Source organism: Tepidimonas fonticaldi (assembly GCF_001675355.1).
Classification (GTDB): domain Bacteria; phylum Pseudomonadota; class Gammaproteobacteria; order Burkholderiales; family Burkholderiaceae_C; genus Tepidimonas; species Tepidimonas fonticaldi.
Window position 1 is genome coordinate 1 of sequence record NZ_LZDH01000007.1, and the last position, 16,310, is coordinate 16,310.

A 16,310-nucleotide genomic window follows, 5' to 3' on the forward strand; every position below is an offset into this window, starting at 1 on the left:
AGTCACAATGACTCCTGGTCGTCGAGCCCGGTGGGCATGTGTGCAGGCCGCTGGTCGGCCTGTGCACATGTCCACCGGGCGGGTTTGATCAGGAGGATGAGTCCATGGGCATTGCCGTAGAAGCTCTGTTCACCAGCGCGCTGGGCTTGCAGCCGCCGTGGGTCGTCGATGACGTCAGGCTCGACACCGCCAAGCGGCGTATCGACTTCGAGATCGGCTGCCACACCAGCAGGCTCGCCTGCCCGGCATGCGGTGCGGCCACGCAACCGGTGCACGACCGGTTGCGCCGATCCTGGCGGCACCTGGACTTCTTCCAGTTCGAGGCCTGGCTGCACTGCGACGTGCCGCGCGTGGCCTGCGGTGCCTGCGGCAAGACCACGCAGGTGGCCGTGCCCTGGGCGCGTCCGGGCTCGGGCTTCACCGCGGCGTTCGAAGCGCTGGCGCTGACCTTGTGCCTGGACCTGCCGGTGCGCCAGGCCGCCGAGTTGCTGCGCTGCAAGGACAAGCGGCTGTGGCGGCGCATCGAGTTCTACGTCGCGCAGGCGCGTGCGCTGGAAGACTTCGCCGGCGTGCGCACGGTGGGCATCGACGAGACCAGCCTGCGGCGGGGGCAGCACTACATCACCGTCGTGCACGACCTGGATCGCAAGCGGCTGCTGTTCGCCACCGAGGGGCGCGAGCACCGCACGGTGGTGGAGTTCGCCGAGGATCTGAAGGCCCATGGCGGCGATCCCGCCCAGGTGCGGCACGTGTGCATGGACATGAGCGCAGCCTACGCCAAGGGCGTGGCGCTGGCGCTGCCCGAGGCGCAGATCAGCTACGACCGCTTTCACGTCGTCTCGATGGCCATCGAGGCGATGGACCAGGTGCGCCGCGCGGAGATGGCCACCGACGCGCAGGCGGTGCGAGCCGCGCTGGGCGCTGGCGGCCGCAAGACGCTCAGGCAGCTGCTGTGGGGCATGCGGCGCAACCCCAGCACCTGGAGCGCCCGCCAGCTCCAGGCGATGCACTGGCTGCAGCGCTCGACGCTCAAGAGCGCGCGGGCGTGGCGGCTGAAGATGGCGCTGCGCGAGGTGTACGCGCGGGCCACAGCGCACAACAGCATCGAACAGGCCGCTTCCGATCTCGGGGCCTGGCTGAGCTGGGCGCGGCGCTGCCGGCTCGAGCCGTTCAAGAAGCTGGCCGCCACGCTCAAGGAGCGGTTCGACGCGGTGGTGCGCGGCATGGTCGATCACCGCAGCAACGCCTTCGTCGAGGCGATGAACGGGCTGCTGCAGCAGGCCAAGCGCGCCGCGCGCGGCTTCAGGACGAGCCAGAACTTCATCGCCATCGCCTACCTGCGCATGTCCAAGCTCAAGCACCTGCCGGCCAGCCCGTTCGCGCCGGCGATGCCCCAGTGACGGTGTTGCTTTCCACACGAAACGACATGGAGCCCGTCGATACCGTCAGGGGAGAAACCTCCACCCTACTTCGCACGCTGCTAGAATTTCACCTGTCGGCCTCACCGCCGACCGCCCGAGTTATGACTATTGCGGGGGCGTTACCAACCGCTAAAACGTCCAGCCGCTCCTCCCCCGCAAGCAGCAGACGTCCAAGGTCTGCGGGGTACACAGGAGCAGCAATGTCCACAACCATCTTCCAACAGTCTCAGGGCTGGCAACTCGATGTCCGCATCGGTCAGACACCCTATGGCCACCACCTGGTCATCAGCTCGTTCGTGCCCAGCGCCCGCCGCCCTGAGCGCCAGGTCAAGTTCAGCGGCACGTTCAGCACCGATGAACTGCGCCGGCTGCGTGACGCCATCAACCAGGCGCTGGAGTCCTGATCATGGTGTTCAAAATGAATCCACCGGGCACTCCGCTGCCGGACAATCACCCGCTCAAGCCCGGCCTGATCATCTTCGGTGCACGCAGGTCTGTGCGGCCCTCCCAGGCCTCAGACACCGCTACGCCGGATCTGCGCGACAGCGACCCGAACCGGCCTGAGACCGAGGAGGACGGCTTTCGGGCTGATCAACTACGCCAGCTCAAGGTCATCCATGACGCCAGAGTCGCCCGGCTTCGCAGCATTGATTCAAACCTGCCGTCGGACGAGAAAGACCGCCTTGCAGCGAAGATCAACGACGAGGCCGAGCAGCGCCGTGCCTTGGTGATGAATAAACGACAGCCAACGATGCCAAGCCAACTTGAATTCCTGCGCGCATCCCTAGCAAGGCTCGAGGCCGAGGGCGCGCCATCGGACAACCCCATGGTGCAGGGCCTGCGCGCCCAGATCGCCATGCACGAGCGCGACCATCGCCGGCGTGAGACCGGTGGCTTTTGGGACGAGGACGGCAAGATCAAGCCCGAGTGGCAGAACCCCATGAGCTGACCAGACGGTCATGCAGCAGCCATAACCTGGCACAGGTAACCGCGAGAGGATGCGACTATGACCAATCCACTGCATGACAGCGAAGAAGTACGCAGAAATGCTGCATGGTTCCAGGCCGGGGTCAATGCTTCTGGGTCCTACTGCGCTGTGGCAACTGTCATCGTCTCTGTTGTGGCGGCAGTAGTGGCTGAGATACTCAAATTTGAGCCATATGCGGCAGCCGTATCGACAGGGCTTGCAATCTTGTCGATCAATGTGGGGGGTTTCACCCTTCTCTCTTACCGGTCACGCGACGTTGCGCGAACAGAAAGCGTGAGCGTCGATCGTTTCTGATCTCTTTGCGAAGGTCGGACGAACTAAGCCCGAGTAACGCCCCGGCTCGAGGGTGTCAGATTGAGATTGACAGGGTCACCCCAACCCCCGCACCACCTCCAGCGCCTCCTCGACGCGTTCGACGCCGTGCAAGGTCAGCCCCTCGGTGGCACGCAGGAACGCCGCGTCGGGCTTGCGCGGCAGGTTGGCCTTCGGCACCACCGCCACCGCCATGCCGAGCTTGGCGGCTTCCTTCAGTCGCTCCTGCCCGCGCTGCGCCGGGCGCACCTCGCCGGCCAGGCCCACCTCGCCGAAGGCGACGAAGCCGCGCGGCAGCGCGCGCCCGCGCAGGCTGCTGGTGACCGCCAGCAGCACCGCCAGGTCCGCCGCCGGCTCAGCAATCCGCACGCCGCCGACGGCGTTGACGAACACGTCCTGGTCGCCGGTGGCGATGCCGGCGTGGCGGTGCAGCACCGCCAGCAGCATCGCAAGCCGATCGCGCTCCAGCCCGACGCTTAAGCGCCGCGGCGCCGGGCCGCCGGCGTCCACCAGCGCCTGCACCTCCACCAGCAGCGGTCGCGTGCCCTCCAGCGTCGCCAGCACGCAGCTGCCTGGCACCGGCTCGCGGTGCTGGCTCAGGAACAGGGCGCTGGGGTTGCCGACCCCCTTCAGGCCCCGCTCGGTCATCGCGAACACGCCCAGCTCGCTGACGGCGCCGAAGCGGTTCTTGATCGCGCGCACGAGGCGAAAGCTGCTGTGCGCGTCGCCCTCGAAATACAGCACCGTGTCGACCATGTGCTCCAGCACGCGCGGGCCGGCCAGCGCCCCGTCCTTGGTGACGTGGCCCACCAGCACGAGCGTCGCGCCGCTGTCCTTGGCGGCGCGCGTCAGCAGCGCGGCGCACTCGCGCACCTGCGCCACCGAGCCGGGGGCGGAGGTCAGCTGCTCGGTGTAGACGGTCTGGATCGAGTCGATCACCGCCACCGCCGGGCGCTGCTGCTGCAGCGTGGCCAGGATCGCCTCCAGCCGGATCTCGGCCAGCACCGGCACCTGGCTGTCGCCCAAGCCCAGCCGGCGCGCGCGCAGCGCCACCTGCGCGCCGCTTTCCTCGCCGGTGACGTACAGCGTCGGCAGCCCGGCGCGCTGCAGCGCGTCCAACGCCTGCAGCAGCAGGGTGGACTTGCCGATGCCCGGGTCGCCGCCGATCAGCACCACCGCGCCCGGCACCACGCCGCCGCCGAGCACGCGGTCGAGTTCCGCCAGGCCGGTCGGCGTGCGCGCGACGTCGGCGGCCTCGATGTCGGCCAGCCGCGCCAGCGTCCCTTCCGCCGCCAGCCCCTGCCGCAGGGCGCTGAAGCGCCCGCGCGCGCCGGCAGCCGGCTCCGGCGCCGGGACGGTCTCTTCCAGCGCGTTCCAGGCCCCGCAGTGCGGGCAGCGCCCATGCCAGCGCGGGGTGCTGCCGCCGCAGGCGCGGCAGAGGTAGAGCGTGCGGTCCTTGGCCATTCAGTCGGTGTCGGGCAGGGTGGGCTCGTCGTTCAGCAGGCCGTGGGGCAGGTCGCGCCGCTGGTGCAGCACGCGCCAGACGTCCAGATGTCCGGGGCGTTCGACGAAGAAGATCAGGTACGGAAAGCGCGTCAGCGGCCAGGCGTGCAGGCCCGGCAGCCCGAGTTCGTGGCCCCAGCGCGGCGAGGCGCTGCCGGGATGCGCCGACAGGTGCGCCAGCGCCTCGTCGATGTCCTGTTCGGCGCGCTGGCGCAGGATGGCGGGCTTGCCGCTCACGCGTCGGCGGCCGACGTGGCCGCGGCACGCGCGCGCAGCCGGGCGAAGTCGTCCGCGTCGGCGCGCGCGCCGGGGGGCGAGGCGGCGCCCTCCAGCAGCCGCTCGCGCAGCCGCTGGCGCTCGAGGTCGGCGCGGATCAGCGCGCGCACGTATTCGCTGGCGGAGCCGTAGCCGCGCGTGCGCACCTGCTGCTCGACGAAGTCGCGCAGGCTGCCCGGCAGGGAGACGTTCATCGTGCCCATGGCCGCAAGGCTAGCCGGCTTGGCAAACTTTGGCAAGGTCGCCGCACGCCAGCCCCAGATGCGCCAGCAGCGCCGGCAGGTGGGCGTCGAAGTCGCTCAGCCCGTGGTCGCTGCCGGGCACGACGTGGTGGCGGCTGCCGGGGTAGCGCGCCACCATCTCGCGCCAGTCGAGCACCTCGTCGCCGGTGGCGGCGATCAGCAGCACGCGCCCGGGGTGCGGCAGCGCGCCGGTGGCAAGCGCGCGCAGCTCCTCGACATACTCGGGGCGGAAGAAGATGCGCTGCGCCGGGTCGTGCCACGCCGGGTGCTCGCCGATGTGGCGCGCCAGATCCCGCGCCGGATCGACGGCGGGGTTGATCAGCACGGCGCGAAAGCCGCGCTGCGCTGCCAGCCGCGTGGCGTAAAAGCCCCCGAGCGAGGAGCCGACGACCGCGGCGGTGTCCGCCGGCCAGCCGGCCACGGTCGTCTCGATCAGCGCCCAGGCGGCGGCGGGGCTGGCGGGCAGTTGCGGGCAGGCCCAGTGCACCTGCGGGTGGTGCACGGCCAGGTGCGCCGCCAGCCGCTGCGCCTTGAACGAGCGCGGGCTGGAGCGAAAGCCGTGCAGGTACAGCAGGTGCGTGGCGGGCGGCAGGGCCGGTGGGGCCGGGGGCGAGCAGGCAGCGTCCATGGCGCGCAGGATAATCCAGCCTCCATGGCCGTCGTCATCGAAAAACCCCCTGTGCTCAGCCGCATCGCCCCGCTGGTGCGCGGCTTCGACGGGCAGTTTCTGCTCGCGGTGGCGTTGCTGGCTGCGATCGGGCAGGTGGTCATGTACTCCGTGGCGTATGACATTCCGGGGCGCTACCTGGACCATCTGCGCAACCTGCTGATCGCCGCGGGCGCCATGTTGGTGGTGTCGCAGATTCCGCCCCAGCGGCTGCAGGCGCTGGCCGTGCCGGCCTATGTGGCGGGGGTCGTTCTGCTGATCGCCGTGGAGCTGTTCGGCTTGACGCGCAAAGGCGCGCAGCGGTGGCTGGATCTGGGCGTCATCACCATCCAGCCCAGCGAGCTGATGAAGATCGCCATGCCGCTGATGCTGGCGTGGTGGTTTCAGCGCCGCGAGGGGCGGCTGGGCAAACGGGACTTTCTGGCCGCGGGGGCCCTGTTGGCCGTGCCCGTGGGGCTGATCCTGAAGCAGCCCGATCTGGGCACCGCCCTGCTGGTGCTGGCCTCGGGCCTGTTCGTGATCTTTTTTGCCGGCCTGAGCTGGAAGCTGATCGTGCCGCCGCTGGTGCTGGGGGCGGTGGGCGTGGTCACGCTGATCGTGATGGAGCCGCAGTGGTGCGCGCCGGGCGTGGACTGGGTGGTGCTGCACGAGTACCAGCGCCAGCGCGTGTGCACTTTGCTCGACCCGGCCAAGGATCCGCTGGGCAAGGGCTTTCACATCCTGCAGGGCATGATCGCCATCGGCTCGGGGGGGCTGTGGGGCAAGGGCTTCATGGAGGGCACCCAGACGCACCTGGACTTCGTGCCCGAGCGCAGCACGGACTTCATCTTTGCTGCGTTTTCCGAGGAGTTCGGCTTTCTGGGCGTGCTGGGTTTGCTGGCGGCCTACACCTATTTTGTGGCGCGCGGCCTGATGCTGGCAGCCGAGGCCTCCACCCTGTTTGGCCGCCTGCTGGCCGGGGCGCTGATTCTGGTGCAGTTCGTCTATGCCTTCGTCAACATGGGCATGGTCAGCGGCATCCTGCCGGTGGTGGGGGTGCCGCTGCCGTTCCTGAGCTACGGCGGCACGGCGATGGTGTCGCTCGGCGCCAGCCTGGGCATGATCCTGTCGGTCGGGCGTTACAAGCGGCTGGTGCCGGCCTGAGGCGCCATTGTGGGTTTGGCCGGGCTGCCTACAATCCCCGCATGATTGCCGTCGAACCCACCCTGCAGCGCCTGGCCACGGCGCGCTCCCTGCTGCTTGAGCCCTATGGTCTGGACGAGGGCCATCTGCGCCGCGCGTTGTCGGCCATCCTGGCCCCCGGCGTCGACGATGCCGATTTGTACTTCCAGTACACCCGCAGCGAAGGCTGGAGCCTGGAAGAGGGCATCGTCAAGACCGGCAGCTTCAGCATCGACCAAGGCGTGGGCGTGCGTGCGGTCAGCGGCGACAAGACGGCGTTTGCCTACTCCGACGATCTGTCCTGGGCCGCGCTGCGCGAGGCGGCGGAGAGCGTGCGCGCCATTGGCCGCCAGGGGGGCAGCCAGACCGCCCACCACGTCGGCCGCCGCCGCCCGCGCGCAGCGGTGGCGCCCTCGCGCCAGTTGTATGACGCGCACGACCCCATCGGCACGCTGGACAGCGCGGCCAAGGTCGCGCTGCTGGAACGCGTCGAGCGCATGGCGCGCGCGCGCGACCCGCGCATCGTGCAGGTGATGGCCGGGCTGGCGGCCGAATACGACGTGGTGCTGGTGGCGCGCGCCGACGGTGTGCTGGCCGCCGACGTGCGCCCGCTGGTGCGGTTGTCGCTGACGGTGATCGCGCAGCAGGGCGACCGGCGCGAGGTCGGCTCCTCCGGCGGGGGCGGGCGGTTTGGACTCGACCACTTCGACGACGGCGTGCTGACGCGCTACGTGGACGAGGCCGTGCAGGCCGCGCTGACCAATCTGGAATCGCGCCCCGCCCCGGCGGGCGAGATGACGGTCGTGCTGGGCCCCGGCTGGCCCGGCGTGCTGCTGCACGAGGCCGTGGGCCACGGGCTGGAGGGCGACTTCAACCGCAAGGGCTCCAGCGCGTTTGCCGGCCGCATCGGCGAGCGCGTGGCGGCCAAGGGCGTGACGGTGCTGGACGACGGCACGATCGAGGGCCGGCGCGGATCGCTCAATGTGGACGACGAGGGCTGTGTCAGCCAGCGCAATGTGCTGATCGAAGACGGCATTCTGCGCGGCTATATCCAGGACCGGCTCAACGCCCGGCTGATGGGGGTGACGCCCACCGGCAACGGCCGGCGCGAGAGCTACGCGCACCTGCCGATGCCGCGCATGACCAACACCTACATGCTGGCTGGCGACCGCGATCCGCAGGAGATCCTGGCCAGCGTGCGCCGCGGCCTGTACGCCACCAACTTCGGCGGCGGGCAGGTGGACATCACCAGCGGCAAGTTCGTGTTTTCGGCCAGCAGCGCGTGGTGGGTGGAAAACGGCCGGCCGGTCTACCCGGTCAAGGGCGCGACGATCATCGGAAGCGGACCGGAGGCGCTCAAGCGCGTGGTGATGATCGGCAACGACCTGGCGCTGGACAGCGGGGTGGGCACCTGCGGCAAGGAGGGCCAGAGCGTGCCGGTGGGCGTGGGCCAGCCGACGCTGCGGCTGGACGGCCTGACGGTGGGGGGCACGGCCTGAATGGTGTGCGCGTTGCGTTCGTGCGTTGCATTCGCGCGACGCCCCCGCACTCCCGCCCGATGCGTCGTTTGCGATTGTCAGCCTGCCGTCATGCAAGCTGTGCTACATTGAGCCTTATGCAAATGCGCGGCTTTTACTTTGGCTACTTTTGGTTCTCACGCGTCACCGACGGCAGAGAGGTCTGAAAGCGCCCAGGAAAAGCCCCTGAACTCAAAACCGTCGGTCCCCACCGGCGGTTTTTTTTCGCCCGTTTCGCCCCCGTTTACCCCCATCGAAGGAGTCCCCCCATGAGCCCGAGCCCCGCCAAGGCCAGCAGCACCGATGCCTGGTATCCCCATCCGGCCGACCGCACCAGCCAGACCGACGACCAACGCATCGAGGACATCACCGTGCTGCCGCCGCCCGAGCACCTGATCCGCTTCTTCCCGATCCGGGGGACAGGGACCGAAAAGCTCATCACCCACACCCGCCGCGCCATCCACCAGATCTTGCATGGCAAGGACGACCGGCTGCTGGTCATCATCGGGCCGTGCTCGATCCACGACCCTGCCGCCGCGATGGAGTACGCACGCCGCCTGAAGGAGCAGCGCGACCGCTTCGCCGACCGGCTGGAGATCGTCATGCGCGTCTATTTCGAAAAACCGCGCACGACGGTGGGCTGGAAGGGCCTGATCAACGACCCGTACCTGGACGAGAGCTTCCGCATCGACGAGGGCCTGCGCATCGCGCGCCAGCTGCTGATCGAGATCAACCGCCTGGGGCTGCCGGCGGCCAGCGAGTTCCTCGACGTCATCAGCCCGCAGTACATCGCCGACCTGATCTCGTGGGGGGCGATCGGCGCGCGCACCACCGAAAGCCAGGTGCACCGCGAGCTGGCCTCGGGCCTGTCGGCGCCGATCGGCTTCAAGAACGGCACCGACGGCAACATCCGCATCGCCACCGACGCCATCCTGGCCGCCAGCCGCCCGCACCACTTCCTGTCGGTGCACAAGAACGGGCAGGTGGCCATCGTGCGCACCAAGGGCAACCCGGACTGCCACGTCATCCTGCGCGGCGGCAAGCTGCCCAATTACGACGCCGACAGCGTGGCGATCGCCTGCCAGCAGCTCGCCGACGCCAAGCTGCCGGCGCGCGTGATGGTGGATTGCAGCCACGGCAACAGCCAGAAGCAGCACGAGCGCCAGATCGACGTCGCGCGCAACATCGCCGACCAGTTGTCCGGCGGGTCGGACCGGGTGTTCGGCGTGATGATCGAGAGCCACCTGCAGGCCGGCGCGCAGAAATTCACTCCGGGCAAGGACGATCCGTCCGCGCTGGAGTACGGCCGCAGCATCACCGATGCGTGCATCGACTGGGATGCCTCGGTGCAGGTGCTGCAGACGCTGGCCGATGCGGTGGCGGCGCGGCGCGCCCGCCGCGGCTGAGCAGCCGCGGGTGTACGATAGGGCCGTCCTGTTCAGATCCACCGGAAGTCGCCATGCGCAGCCACGTGATCGTCCAATTTGGCCCTGACCGCGAGTACACCTTCGACCTCGACGAGGTGCAGCCCATGCCGCACGACATGGCGCGCCAGTGGCTGGACCAGCAGTTCACCGAACTGGGGTGCGAGCCGCTGCGCCTCAGCGGCAAGGTGCTGACGGCGGACAAGGTGCTGGCCATCGCCCAGGCCGTGGGCGAGACGCGCTTTGCCGATCCGGCGCACCGCCCCTGGGCGATGGTCTATGCCCGGGCGGCCAGCAGCCTGCTGGCCAAGCCGGTCATCAAGGTGGACGTGCCCGGCCTGTCGGTCGGTTACTGAGGGCGCAGGGCGGCGAGCAGCCGCCCATGCACGCCACCAAACGCCCCGTTGCTCATGCACAGCAGGTGGTCGCCGGGGCGCACCGCTGCCGCCACCTGCGCCACCAGGGTGTCGATGTCCGGCGCCACCTGCGCGCGCTCGCCCAGCGGCGCCAGCGCCGCGGCCGCATCCCAGTCCAGCCCGCCCGCGTGGCAAAAGGCCAGCGCCGCGCTCTCCAGCGCCCAAGGCAGTTGTGCCTTCATCGTGCCCAGCTTCATGGTGTTGGAGCGCGGCTCGAAGATCGCCAGAATGCGCTCGCTGCCCCGGCCCTCGCGGTCGAGGCGGCGGCGCAGGCCGTCCACGGTGGTGCGAATCGCCGTCGGATGGTGGGCGAAATCGTCGTAGACCGTGACCGCGCCGCCGGGCAACGCCACCGTCCCGCGCACCTCCAGCCGCCGGCGCACATGGGCAAAGCCGGCCAGCGCCTCGGCCGCCACGTCCGGCGCCACCCCCAGGTGTTCGGCCGCCGCCAGGGCGGCCAGCGCATTGAGCTGGTTGTGCGTGCCGCTGAGCGACCAGCGCACGCGGGCCACCGCTTCGCCCCGGCGCAGCACGGCAAAGTCCTGCGGATCGCCTTCGGCGGTGTAGTCGCTGTCGGCGGCGCCGAAGGTGCGCAGCTCGCTGTAGAGCCCCATGTGCAGCACGCGCGCGATCGACTCCTCCAGCCCGTTGGCGATCACCCGGCCGCTGGCCGGGACGGTGCGCAGCAGGTGGTGGAACTGCCGCTCGATCGCCGCCAGGTCGTCGAAGATGTCCGCGTGGTCGAACTCCAGATTGTTCAGCACCGCGGTGCGCGGGCGGTAGTGCACGAACTTGCTGCGCTTGTCGAAGAACGCGGTGTCGTACTCGTCGGCCTCGATCACGAACGGCGCGCGCGTGCCATCCGTCGGCAGCCGCCCCAGCCGGGCCGAGACGCCAAAATTGAGCGGCACCCCCCCGACCAGAAACCCGGGGGCCAGCCCGGCATGCTCCAGTATCCAGGCCAGCATGGCCGTGGTCGTCGTTTTGCCGTGGGTGCCGGCGACGGCCAACACGTGGCGGCTGTGCAGCACCTGCTCGCCCAGCCACTGCGGGCCGCTCGTGTAGCGCGCCCCGGCGTCCAGGATCGCCTCCATCAGGGGAAACTTGGGCGCCCCGTCCGGGCCGCGCGCGCGGCTGACCACATTGCCGATGACGAACACGTCCGGCCGCAGGGCGAGCTGGTCGGCCCCATAGCCCTCGATCAAATCGATGCCCAGCGCGCGCAGCTGATCGCTCATCGGCGGGTAGACGCCGGCGTCGCAGCCGGTGACGCGGTGGCCGGCCTCGCGTGCCAGCGCCGCCAGCCCGCCCATGAAGGTACCGCAGATGCCCAGAATGTGGATGTGCATGGGGCGCATTATCGCGGCCGGCCGGCGGGCTACCGCCCATCGCGGACAATCCTGCCCATGGACGATGACACGCAACGCGAGCTGGCCGCCGTCGCCGCCGGGCTGATGGTGGACGAGGGGCTGGAGGTGCGACGCGCCCTGCAGCGCGCGCTCGAGCAATTGCGCCTGCCGTCGCGCACCCCGCTGCCCGGTCCGGCGCTCATCGATGCCGCCGTGCGCGAGCATCTGGCGATCTTTCATGCCGGGACGCAGCCCGCCGAGCTGCGCGCCCTGCGCGAGACCGCGCTGGTCTGGATGGAGCGGCTGGCCGAGTTTGCCCCGCTGCTCGGCGGGGCCGTCTGGCACGGCACTGCGACCCGGCTGTCGGACATCCACCTGCAACTCTTTGCCGACGACCCCAAGGCGGTGGAGATCGCCCTCATCAATGCCGGGCTCGATTACGACGCGCAGACGGCGCGCGGCATGCGCGGCCGCGAGGCCGAGGTGCTGAGTCTGGCCGTGCCCTGCGAGGGACTGGGCGAGGCGGTGGGCCTGCACCTGTGGGTCAACGACACCGGGGCGGGGCGGGGCGCCCGCCTGCCCGACGATCTGGGCCGCGTGCCGCGCGGCACCGCGGCCGAGGTGCGAACTTTGTTGGCCGCACCCGACTCCGACCCCTGCAACGAGGAGCGCTACCGATGCAACGACGGGCAATGACGATCGGCATAGCCGCCGCCGCGGCGGCCCTGGGGGCGGGCGTCGCCGGCTGGCGCTTGACCCCCGGTGCGCCCGCGGCGGGGGCGGAGCAGGCCCTGTGGAGCCAGCAGTGGGACCGGCCGGAGGGGGGCACCGTGGCCGCCGCGGCGTTTCGCGGCCGGCCGTTGCTGCTCAACTTCTGGGCCACGTGGTGCCCGCCGTGCGTGGAAGAGCTGCCGCTGCTCGATCGCTTCTACCGCGAACGGCAGGCCGACGGCTGGCAGGTGCTGGCGCTGGCCATCGACCAGCCCAGTGCCGTGCGGCAATTTCTGCAGCGGCAGCCTCTGTCCTTCCCGGTGGGGCTGGCGGGCTTTGGCGGGACCGATCTGGGGCGCCAGCTCGGCAACGACAACGGGGCGCTGCCGTTTACCGTGGTGTTCGACCGGGCCGGCCGCATCGCGCACCGCAAGCTCGGCCAGGTCAAGCCGCAGGACCTGCAGGCCTGGGCGCAGGGCGTCTGATCACGGCGGCGGCGTCTGCGCCGGTTTGCCATCGGGCGACGCCAGCCGCGTGCGCAGCGCATCGGCCGGCATTGGCCGGGCGAACAAAAAGCCCTGGTAATGGTCGCAGCCCAGGGCGTGCAGCCGCTGCAGTTGCTCGGGGCGCTCCACCCCCTCGGCCACGACTTCCATGGACAGCGCGTGGCCCATCTGCACGATGGCCGCCACGATCGCCGCATCGGCGCCGTCCTCGGGCATGGACACGAGGAAGCTGCGGTCGATCTTGAGCCGATGCAGCGGAAAGCGCTTGAGGTAGGTGAGGCTGGAGTAGCCCGTGCCGAAATCGTCCAGCGACAGCTCGACCCCGAGGTCGGCCAGCGCCTGCAGCTTGCCCAGCGCCTCCTCCGCATCGCGGATCAGGATGGATTCGGTCAGCTCCAGCTCCAGCAGGTGCGGGGGCAGCCGGTGCTGCTGCAGGGCGTCCGCCACATCCTGCACGAAGCGGGCCTGCTGGAACTGCAGCGCCGACACATTGACCGCGACCTGCAGCGGACGGCCCTCCGCCGCCCAGCGGGCCGCCTGCGCGATGGCGTTTTGCAGCACCCAATGCCCGAGCAGCGCGATCAGGCCGGTTTCCTCGGCCACGCCGATGAACGTGCCCGGCATCACCAGGCCCTGGCCGGGGCGGTGCCAGCGCACCAGCGCCTCGCAGGCCGGCACGGTGCCCGAGCGCAGGTCCACCCGGGGCTGGTAGTGCAGCTCGAACTCGCCGCGCTGCAGGCCCTGGCGCATCGCATGGTCCATCTGGATGCGTCCGAGCAGGTCGGCGTTCATCTCCGGCTGGTAGAAGCGGTAGTGCCCCTTGCCCCGCTCCTTGACCTGGTACATGGCCGTGTCGGCGCATTGGATCAGCTCGTCCAGCGTGGCGCCGTCCTGCGGATACATGGCGATGCCGATGCTGCACGACAGCGTGAACTGCATCTCGTCGATCGTGACAGGGCGGGTGATCGCCTCGATGATGCGCTGCGCGGTGACTTCGGCGGCGTGGCGGTCGGCCTCGTGCAGGTGGATGACGAACTCGTCACCGCCCAGCCGCGACAGGGTGTCGGTCTGCCGCAGGCAGCGCTGCAGGCGGGCGGCCACCTCCACCAGCACCTGGTCGCCGAACATGTGGCCGAGCGAGTCGTTGATGCTCTTGAAGCGGTCCAGGTCCAGAAACAGCAGCGCAAACCCGCGGCCGCTGCGCTGCGCCAGGCGGATGGCGTGTCCGACGCGCTCGCCCAGCATGAGGCGGTTGGGCAGGCCGGTCAGCGGGTCGCTGTAGGCGAGCTGTTCGATGCGGCGCTGGGCTTCCAGCTTTTCGGACAGGTCCTTGGCAAACAGCACCGTGTTCAGCGGGCGCCCGTCCCCGTCGCGCAGCAGCACCCACGAGGCCAGCAGCGCCACCCCCGGGCCCTCGGGGCGGCGCAGCCACAGCTCGCCCTCCCAGTAGCCCTTGTCGGCCAAGGCCTGGGCGACGTGGTGGGGCCACTGCGGCTGCGACGGGGCATACAGCAGGTCGTCCAGCCGCTCGCCCTGCGGGTCCCGCTCCATGGCCGCGAGCTTGAGGGCGGCCGGGTTGCAGGCCACGATGCGGCGCTCGGGGTCCGTCACCACGATGGCATCGAGGCTGGATTCGAACACCTTGGCGGCCAGCCGCAGTTTGGCCTCGGTGGCGGTGCGCTCCGTTACGTCGCGGTAGACGTGAATGCGCCCGATGGGCCGGCCGCGCGCGAGCTGGGGCCGCGAGGCCCGCTCCAGGATGCGGCCGTTGCGCAGCAGCACGACGTCGTTCGCCTCCAGCAGCGGGGCGCGCTGCAGCTCGCCCAGCCGGCTGTGAAAGCCGCCCGGGTCGGGCACGCAGGCGGCCAGGTGGCTCCAGATGGCGGTGTCGTCCTGGTGCGTCAGCAGGGCTTCGGGAAGGTCCCACAGGGTGGCGAAGGTGCGGTTGAAGGCGCGGATGCGCCCGTCCAGGTCGCAAACCAGAATGCCGTCGGACGACGATTCCAGCGCGGCGCGCAGCTCCGCCAGCAGGGTCTCCAGCCGCTGGCGCGTCTGTTGCCATTCGCTGAGATCCTGCATCGCCACCAGCACCACGGTCTCGCCGCCTTCCGGCGTGACCGGGCTGACGCGCCGCTGCACACGCACCAGTTCGCCGTCGGCGCGGCGCACCGTGGCCTCGGATTCCAGCGTCTGCTCGATGCCGGCCTGCCACTCCTGCCAGTACACATGGTCCTGCGGGTCGGCAATCCAGTCCTGCACCGCGCTGCCCACCAGCGCGCCGCGCTCCACCCCCAGCAGCCGGGCGGCCGCGGTGTTGACCGTCAGGATGCGCCGGGTGCGCGGGTCCACCACCCACACCGCTTCGATCAACCCCTCGGTGATCGGGGCCCAGTGCACATAGCTCATGTCGGCGTCCCCGCAGGTCCGCTGTCGGGGCGGACGGCGCGCTCGAAAAAGTAGCAGTACCGCGGGCGCGGCTCCAGGTAGTCGAGCGCGGCGCGCGGCAGTTGGTCGGCGCGCAGGCTGCGCTGAATCGACAGCGACGGCTCGGCCTGCAGGTCCAGCAGCAGCGCCTCGCTGCGCGGCGTGCGCGGGTCGTGCACCAGCACGCGGGGCTTGAGCGGCCGCGCCGAGTTGACCGCCTGCACCAGCGCAAAGCGGCCGTCGCTCAGTTGCACGATGGAGCCCGGGGGATAGACCCCCACCATACGGATGAAGGCGTTGAGCGTCACCGGGTCGAAGCGCGCCTTTTGCGTGGCGAACAGCAGCGACAGCGACTCGTGCGGGGTGAGCGCGCGCGCCGGGTTGAGCGGATTGCACAGGCCGTCGTAGCGGTTGATCAGCGCCAGCACATGGGCGCAGCGGCTCATGTCCTCGCCCCGGCAACCGCGCGGAAAGCCGCTGCCATCCGCCGCCTCGTGGTGCTGGGCGATGGCCTGCAGCACGGCGGGCCCCATGCCCATGGCCCGCGCCAGACCCACCCCGTGGGCCACGTGCTCCTGATAGACCTTGAGCTGCGCCGCCGTGAAGGCATCGTCCTTGTGCCGCACCAGGTCCGGCAGCCGGGTCTTGCCGATGTCGTGCAAAAAGGCGGCAACCCCCAGCGTCTCCAGCTCCTCGCCGTCCATCCCCAGCGCCCGGCCGAGCAGCACCGCCAGCACCGTCACGTTCATCGCGTGCTGCGCGGCGCGGTCGCCCTGCACGTCGCTGAGCAGGCGAATGGCCGATTCGCCGTGGCCTTGGATGTCGGTCAGCATCGCGCCCACCAGCGCCCGGGCCTGCTGGCCGGCGGCTTCCGGGGCGTGTTCCATGTCGTCGAGCAGGGCGCGGTAGCGCCGCGCACCCTCGTGGTACTGGCGCTCGCAGCGCTGCAGCGCGCGCCGCTGCTCGGCCAGCGCCTGGGCGCGTTGCTGGGCCGCCGTGTCCGCCGGTGCCTGGGTGGCCGTCGCGGTGGCGGGGGTCGCGGCGGTGGTGGCGGCCTCGCCCGGGGCGCTGGAGGTGTTGGCGGCGCCTTCGGGGGTCAGCGCGTCGCTGCGCGCGGGGTCGATGCGCACCCGCGTCAGGCCCAGCGCGCGGATGGTCTCGATCTGCCGCTCGGACCCGATGCGAAAACTGTTGCGCGGAAACGGATGCTCCATCCAGCCCAGGTCCAGGAGCACGAAATGCCCCACCCGCAGATCCGACACCGGGATCAGGGGCAGCAACGGATCAGGCATGATGGAAAACCCTGGGAATGGCTGTGCATCGGACCATTATCGCAACGAACGCGGCACCGCAGGCAAGTCCCGCGCCACAGGGGGTGTCGGCCGTACTACAG

Annotated in this window: 17 protein-coding genes; 10 read left to right on the forward strand and 7 right to left on the reverse strand. The window is 70.3% G+C overall.

What is annotated here, in order from left to right:
- The first annotated feature begins 104 nt into the window (after positions 1 to 104).
- The 4 genes from A9O67_RS01570 (at position 105) to A9O67_RS13330 (ending at position 2,703) form a co-directional block, all read left to right on the forward strand.
- Positions 105 to 1,400 (forward strand): ISL3 family transposase, encoded by a 1,296-nt coding sequence (locus tag A9O67_RS01570; RefSeq protein ID WP_068606728.1) that lies wholly within the window; start codon positions 105 to 107, stop codon positions 1,398 to 1,400.
- Between the two features lie 221 nt (positions 1,401 to 1,621).
- On the forward strand, positions 1,622 to 1,825 hold the full coding sequence (locus A9O67_RS01575) for a hypothetical protein (RefSeq protein WP_068606730.1): 204 nt from the start codon (positions 1,622 to 1,624) through the stop codon (positions 1,823 to 1,825).
- A gap of 2 nt (positions 1,826 to 1,827) precedes the next feature.
- Positions 1,828 to 2,370, forward strand: coding sequence for a hypothetical protein (locus tag A9O67_RS13325; RefSeq protein ID WP_156682220.1), 543 nt, complete (start codon positions 1,828 to 1,830; stop codon positions 2,368 to 2,370).
- A gap of 57 nt (positions 2,371 to 2,427) precedes the next feature.
- Positions 2,428 to 2,703: a hypothetical protein gene (locus A9O67_RS13330; RefSeq protein ID WP_156682221.1), complete on the forward strand. Its 276-nt coding sequence runs from the start codon at positions 2,428 to 2,430 to the stop codon at positions 2,701 to 2,703.
- A gap of 75 nt (positions 2,704 to 2,778) precedes the next feature.
- Here A9O67_RS13330 and radA read toward each other — a convergent pair whose 3' ends face one another.
- From radA to A9O67_RS01595, 4 genes are read right to left on the reverse strand one after another with little or no spacing between them, the layout of a single operon-like run.
- Positions 2,779 to 4,185 carry a DNA repair protein RadA gene (radA, locus tag A9O67_RS01580; RefSeq protein WP_068606732.1) on the reverse strand — a complete coding sequence of 469 codons (1,407 nt, stop codon included), beginning with the start codon at positions 4,183 to 4,185 and terminating at the stop codon, positions 2,779 to 2,781.
- Entirely contained in the window at positions 4,186 to 4,461 is a 276-nt protein-coding gene (locus A9O67_RS01585) for a type II toxin-antitoxin system RelE/ParE family toxin (RefSeq protein ID WP_068606734.1), read from the reverse strand.
- Positions 4,458 to 4,694, reverse strand: coding sequence for a type II toxin-antitoxin system ParD family antitoxin (locus A9O67_RS01590; protein WP_408033401.1), 237 nt, complete (start codon positions 4,692 to 4,694; stop codon positions 4,458 to 4,460). The genes A9O67_RS01585 and A9O67_RS01590 overlap by 4 nt, the downstream gene beginning before the upstream one ends.
- Positions 4,695 to 4,713: 19 nt before the next feature.
- Positions 4,714 to 5,370: a YqiA/YcfP family alpha/beta fold hydrolase gene (locus A9O67_RS01595; RefSeq protein ID WP_068606738.1), complete on the reverse strand. Its 657-nt coding sequence runs from the start codon at positions 5,368 to 5,370 to the stop codon at positions 4,714 to 4,716.
- 24 nt (positions 5,371 to 5,394) lie between these two features.
- On the opposite strand from A9O67_RS01595, the gene rodA reads away from it, so the two are divergent.
- From rodA to A9O67_RS01615, 4 genes are all read left to right on the forward strand, one after another.
- Positions 5,395 to 6,552 (forward strand): rod shape-determining protein RodA, encoded by a 1,158-nt coding sequence (gene rodA / locus A9O67_RS01600; protein ID WP_068606740.1) that lies wholly within the window; start codon positions 5,395 to 5,397, stop codon positions 6,550 to 6,552.
- A gap of 41 nt (positions 6,553 to 6,593) precedes the next feature.
- Positions 6,594 to 8,069, forward strand: a complete 1,476-nt coding sequence (gene tldD, locus A9O67_RS01605; RefSeq protein ID WP_068606742.1) for a metalloprotease TldD — start codon at positions 6,594 to 6,596, stop codon at positions 8,067 to 8,069.
- A 287-nt stretch (positions 8,070 to 8,356) separates the two neighbouring features.
- Positions 8,357 to 9,493 (forward strand): 3-deoxy-7-phosphoheptulonate synthase, encoded by a 1,137-nt coding sequence (locus A9O67_RS01610; protein WP_068606744.1) that lies wholly within the window; start codon positions 8,357 to 8,359, stop codon positions 9,491 to 9,493.
- A 53-nt stretch (positions 9,494 to 9,546) separates the two neighbouring features.
- Positions 9,547 to 9,867 carry a hypothetical protein gene (locus A9O67_RS01615; RefSeq protein WP_068606745.1) on the forward strand — a complete coding sequence of 107 codons (321 nt, stop codon included), beginning with the start codon at positions 9,547 to 9,549 and terminating at the stop codon, positions 9,865 to 9,867.
- Here the strand turns inward: A9O67_RS01615 and mpl are convergent.
- Positions 9,861 to 11,276 carry a UDP-N-acetylmuramate:L-alanyl-gamma-D-glutamyl-meso-diaminopimelate ligase gene (mpl, locus tag A9O67_RS01620; protein WP_068606788.1) on the reverse strand — a complete coding sequence of 472 codons (1,416 nt, stop codon included), beginning with the start codon at positions 11,274 to 11,276 and terminating at the stop codon, positions 9,861 to 9,863. The two genes, A9O67_RS01615 and mpl, sit on opposite strands and share 7 nt — an antisense overlap.
- Positions 11,277 to 11,333: 57 nt before the next feature.
- Between mpl and A9O67_RS01625 the strand changes: the two genes are divergently transcribed.
- A complete protein-coding gene (locus A9O67_RS01625; RefSeq protein ID WP_068606747.1) occupies positions 11,334 to 11,972 on the forward strand; it encodes a hypothetical protein in 639 nt (212 codons plus the stop codon).
- On the forward strand, positions 11,954 to 12,472 hold the full coding sequence (locus tag A9O67_RS01630; RefSeq protein WP_068606749.1) for a TlpA disulfide reductase family protein: 519 nt from the start codon (positions 11,954 to 11,956) through the stop codon (positions 12,470 to 12,472). Before A9O67_RS01625 ends, A9O67_RS01630 begins: the two co-directional genes overlap by 19 nt.
- On the opposite strand, the gene A9O67_RS01635 is transcribed toward A9O67_RS01630, so the two are convergent.
- Positions 12,473 to 14,899 carry a sensor domain-containing protein gene (locus A9O67_RS01635; RefSeq protein ID WP_068606751.1) on the reverse strand — a complete coding sequence of 809 codons (2,427 nt, stop codon included), beginning with the start codon at positions 14,897 to 14,899 and terminating at the stop codon, positions 12,473 to 12,475.
- On the reverse strand, positions 14,896 to 16,209 hold the full coding sequence (locus tag A9O67_RS01640) for an HD-GYP domain-containing protein (RefSeq protein WP_068606753.1): 1,314 nt from the start codon (positions 16,207 to 16,209) through the stop codon (positions 14,896 to 14,898). The genes A9O67_RS01635 and A9O67_RS01640 overlap by 4 nt, the downstream gene beginning before the upstream one ends.
- Positions 16,210 to 16,310 lie beyond the last annotated feature (101 nt).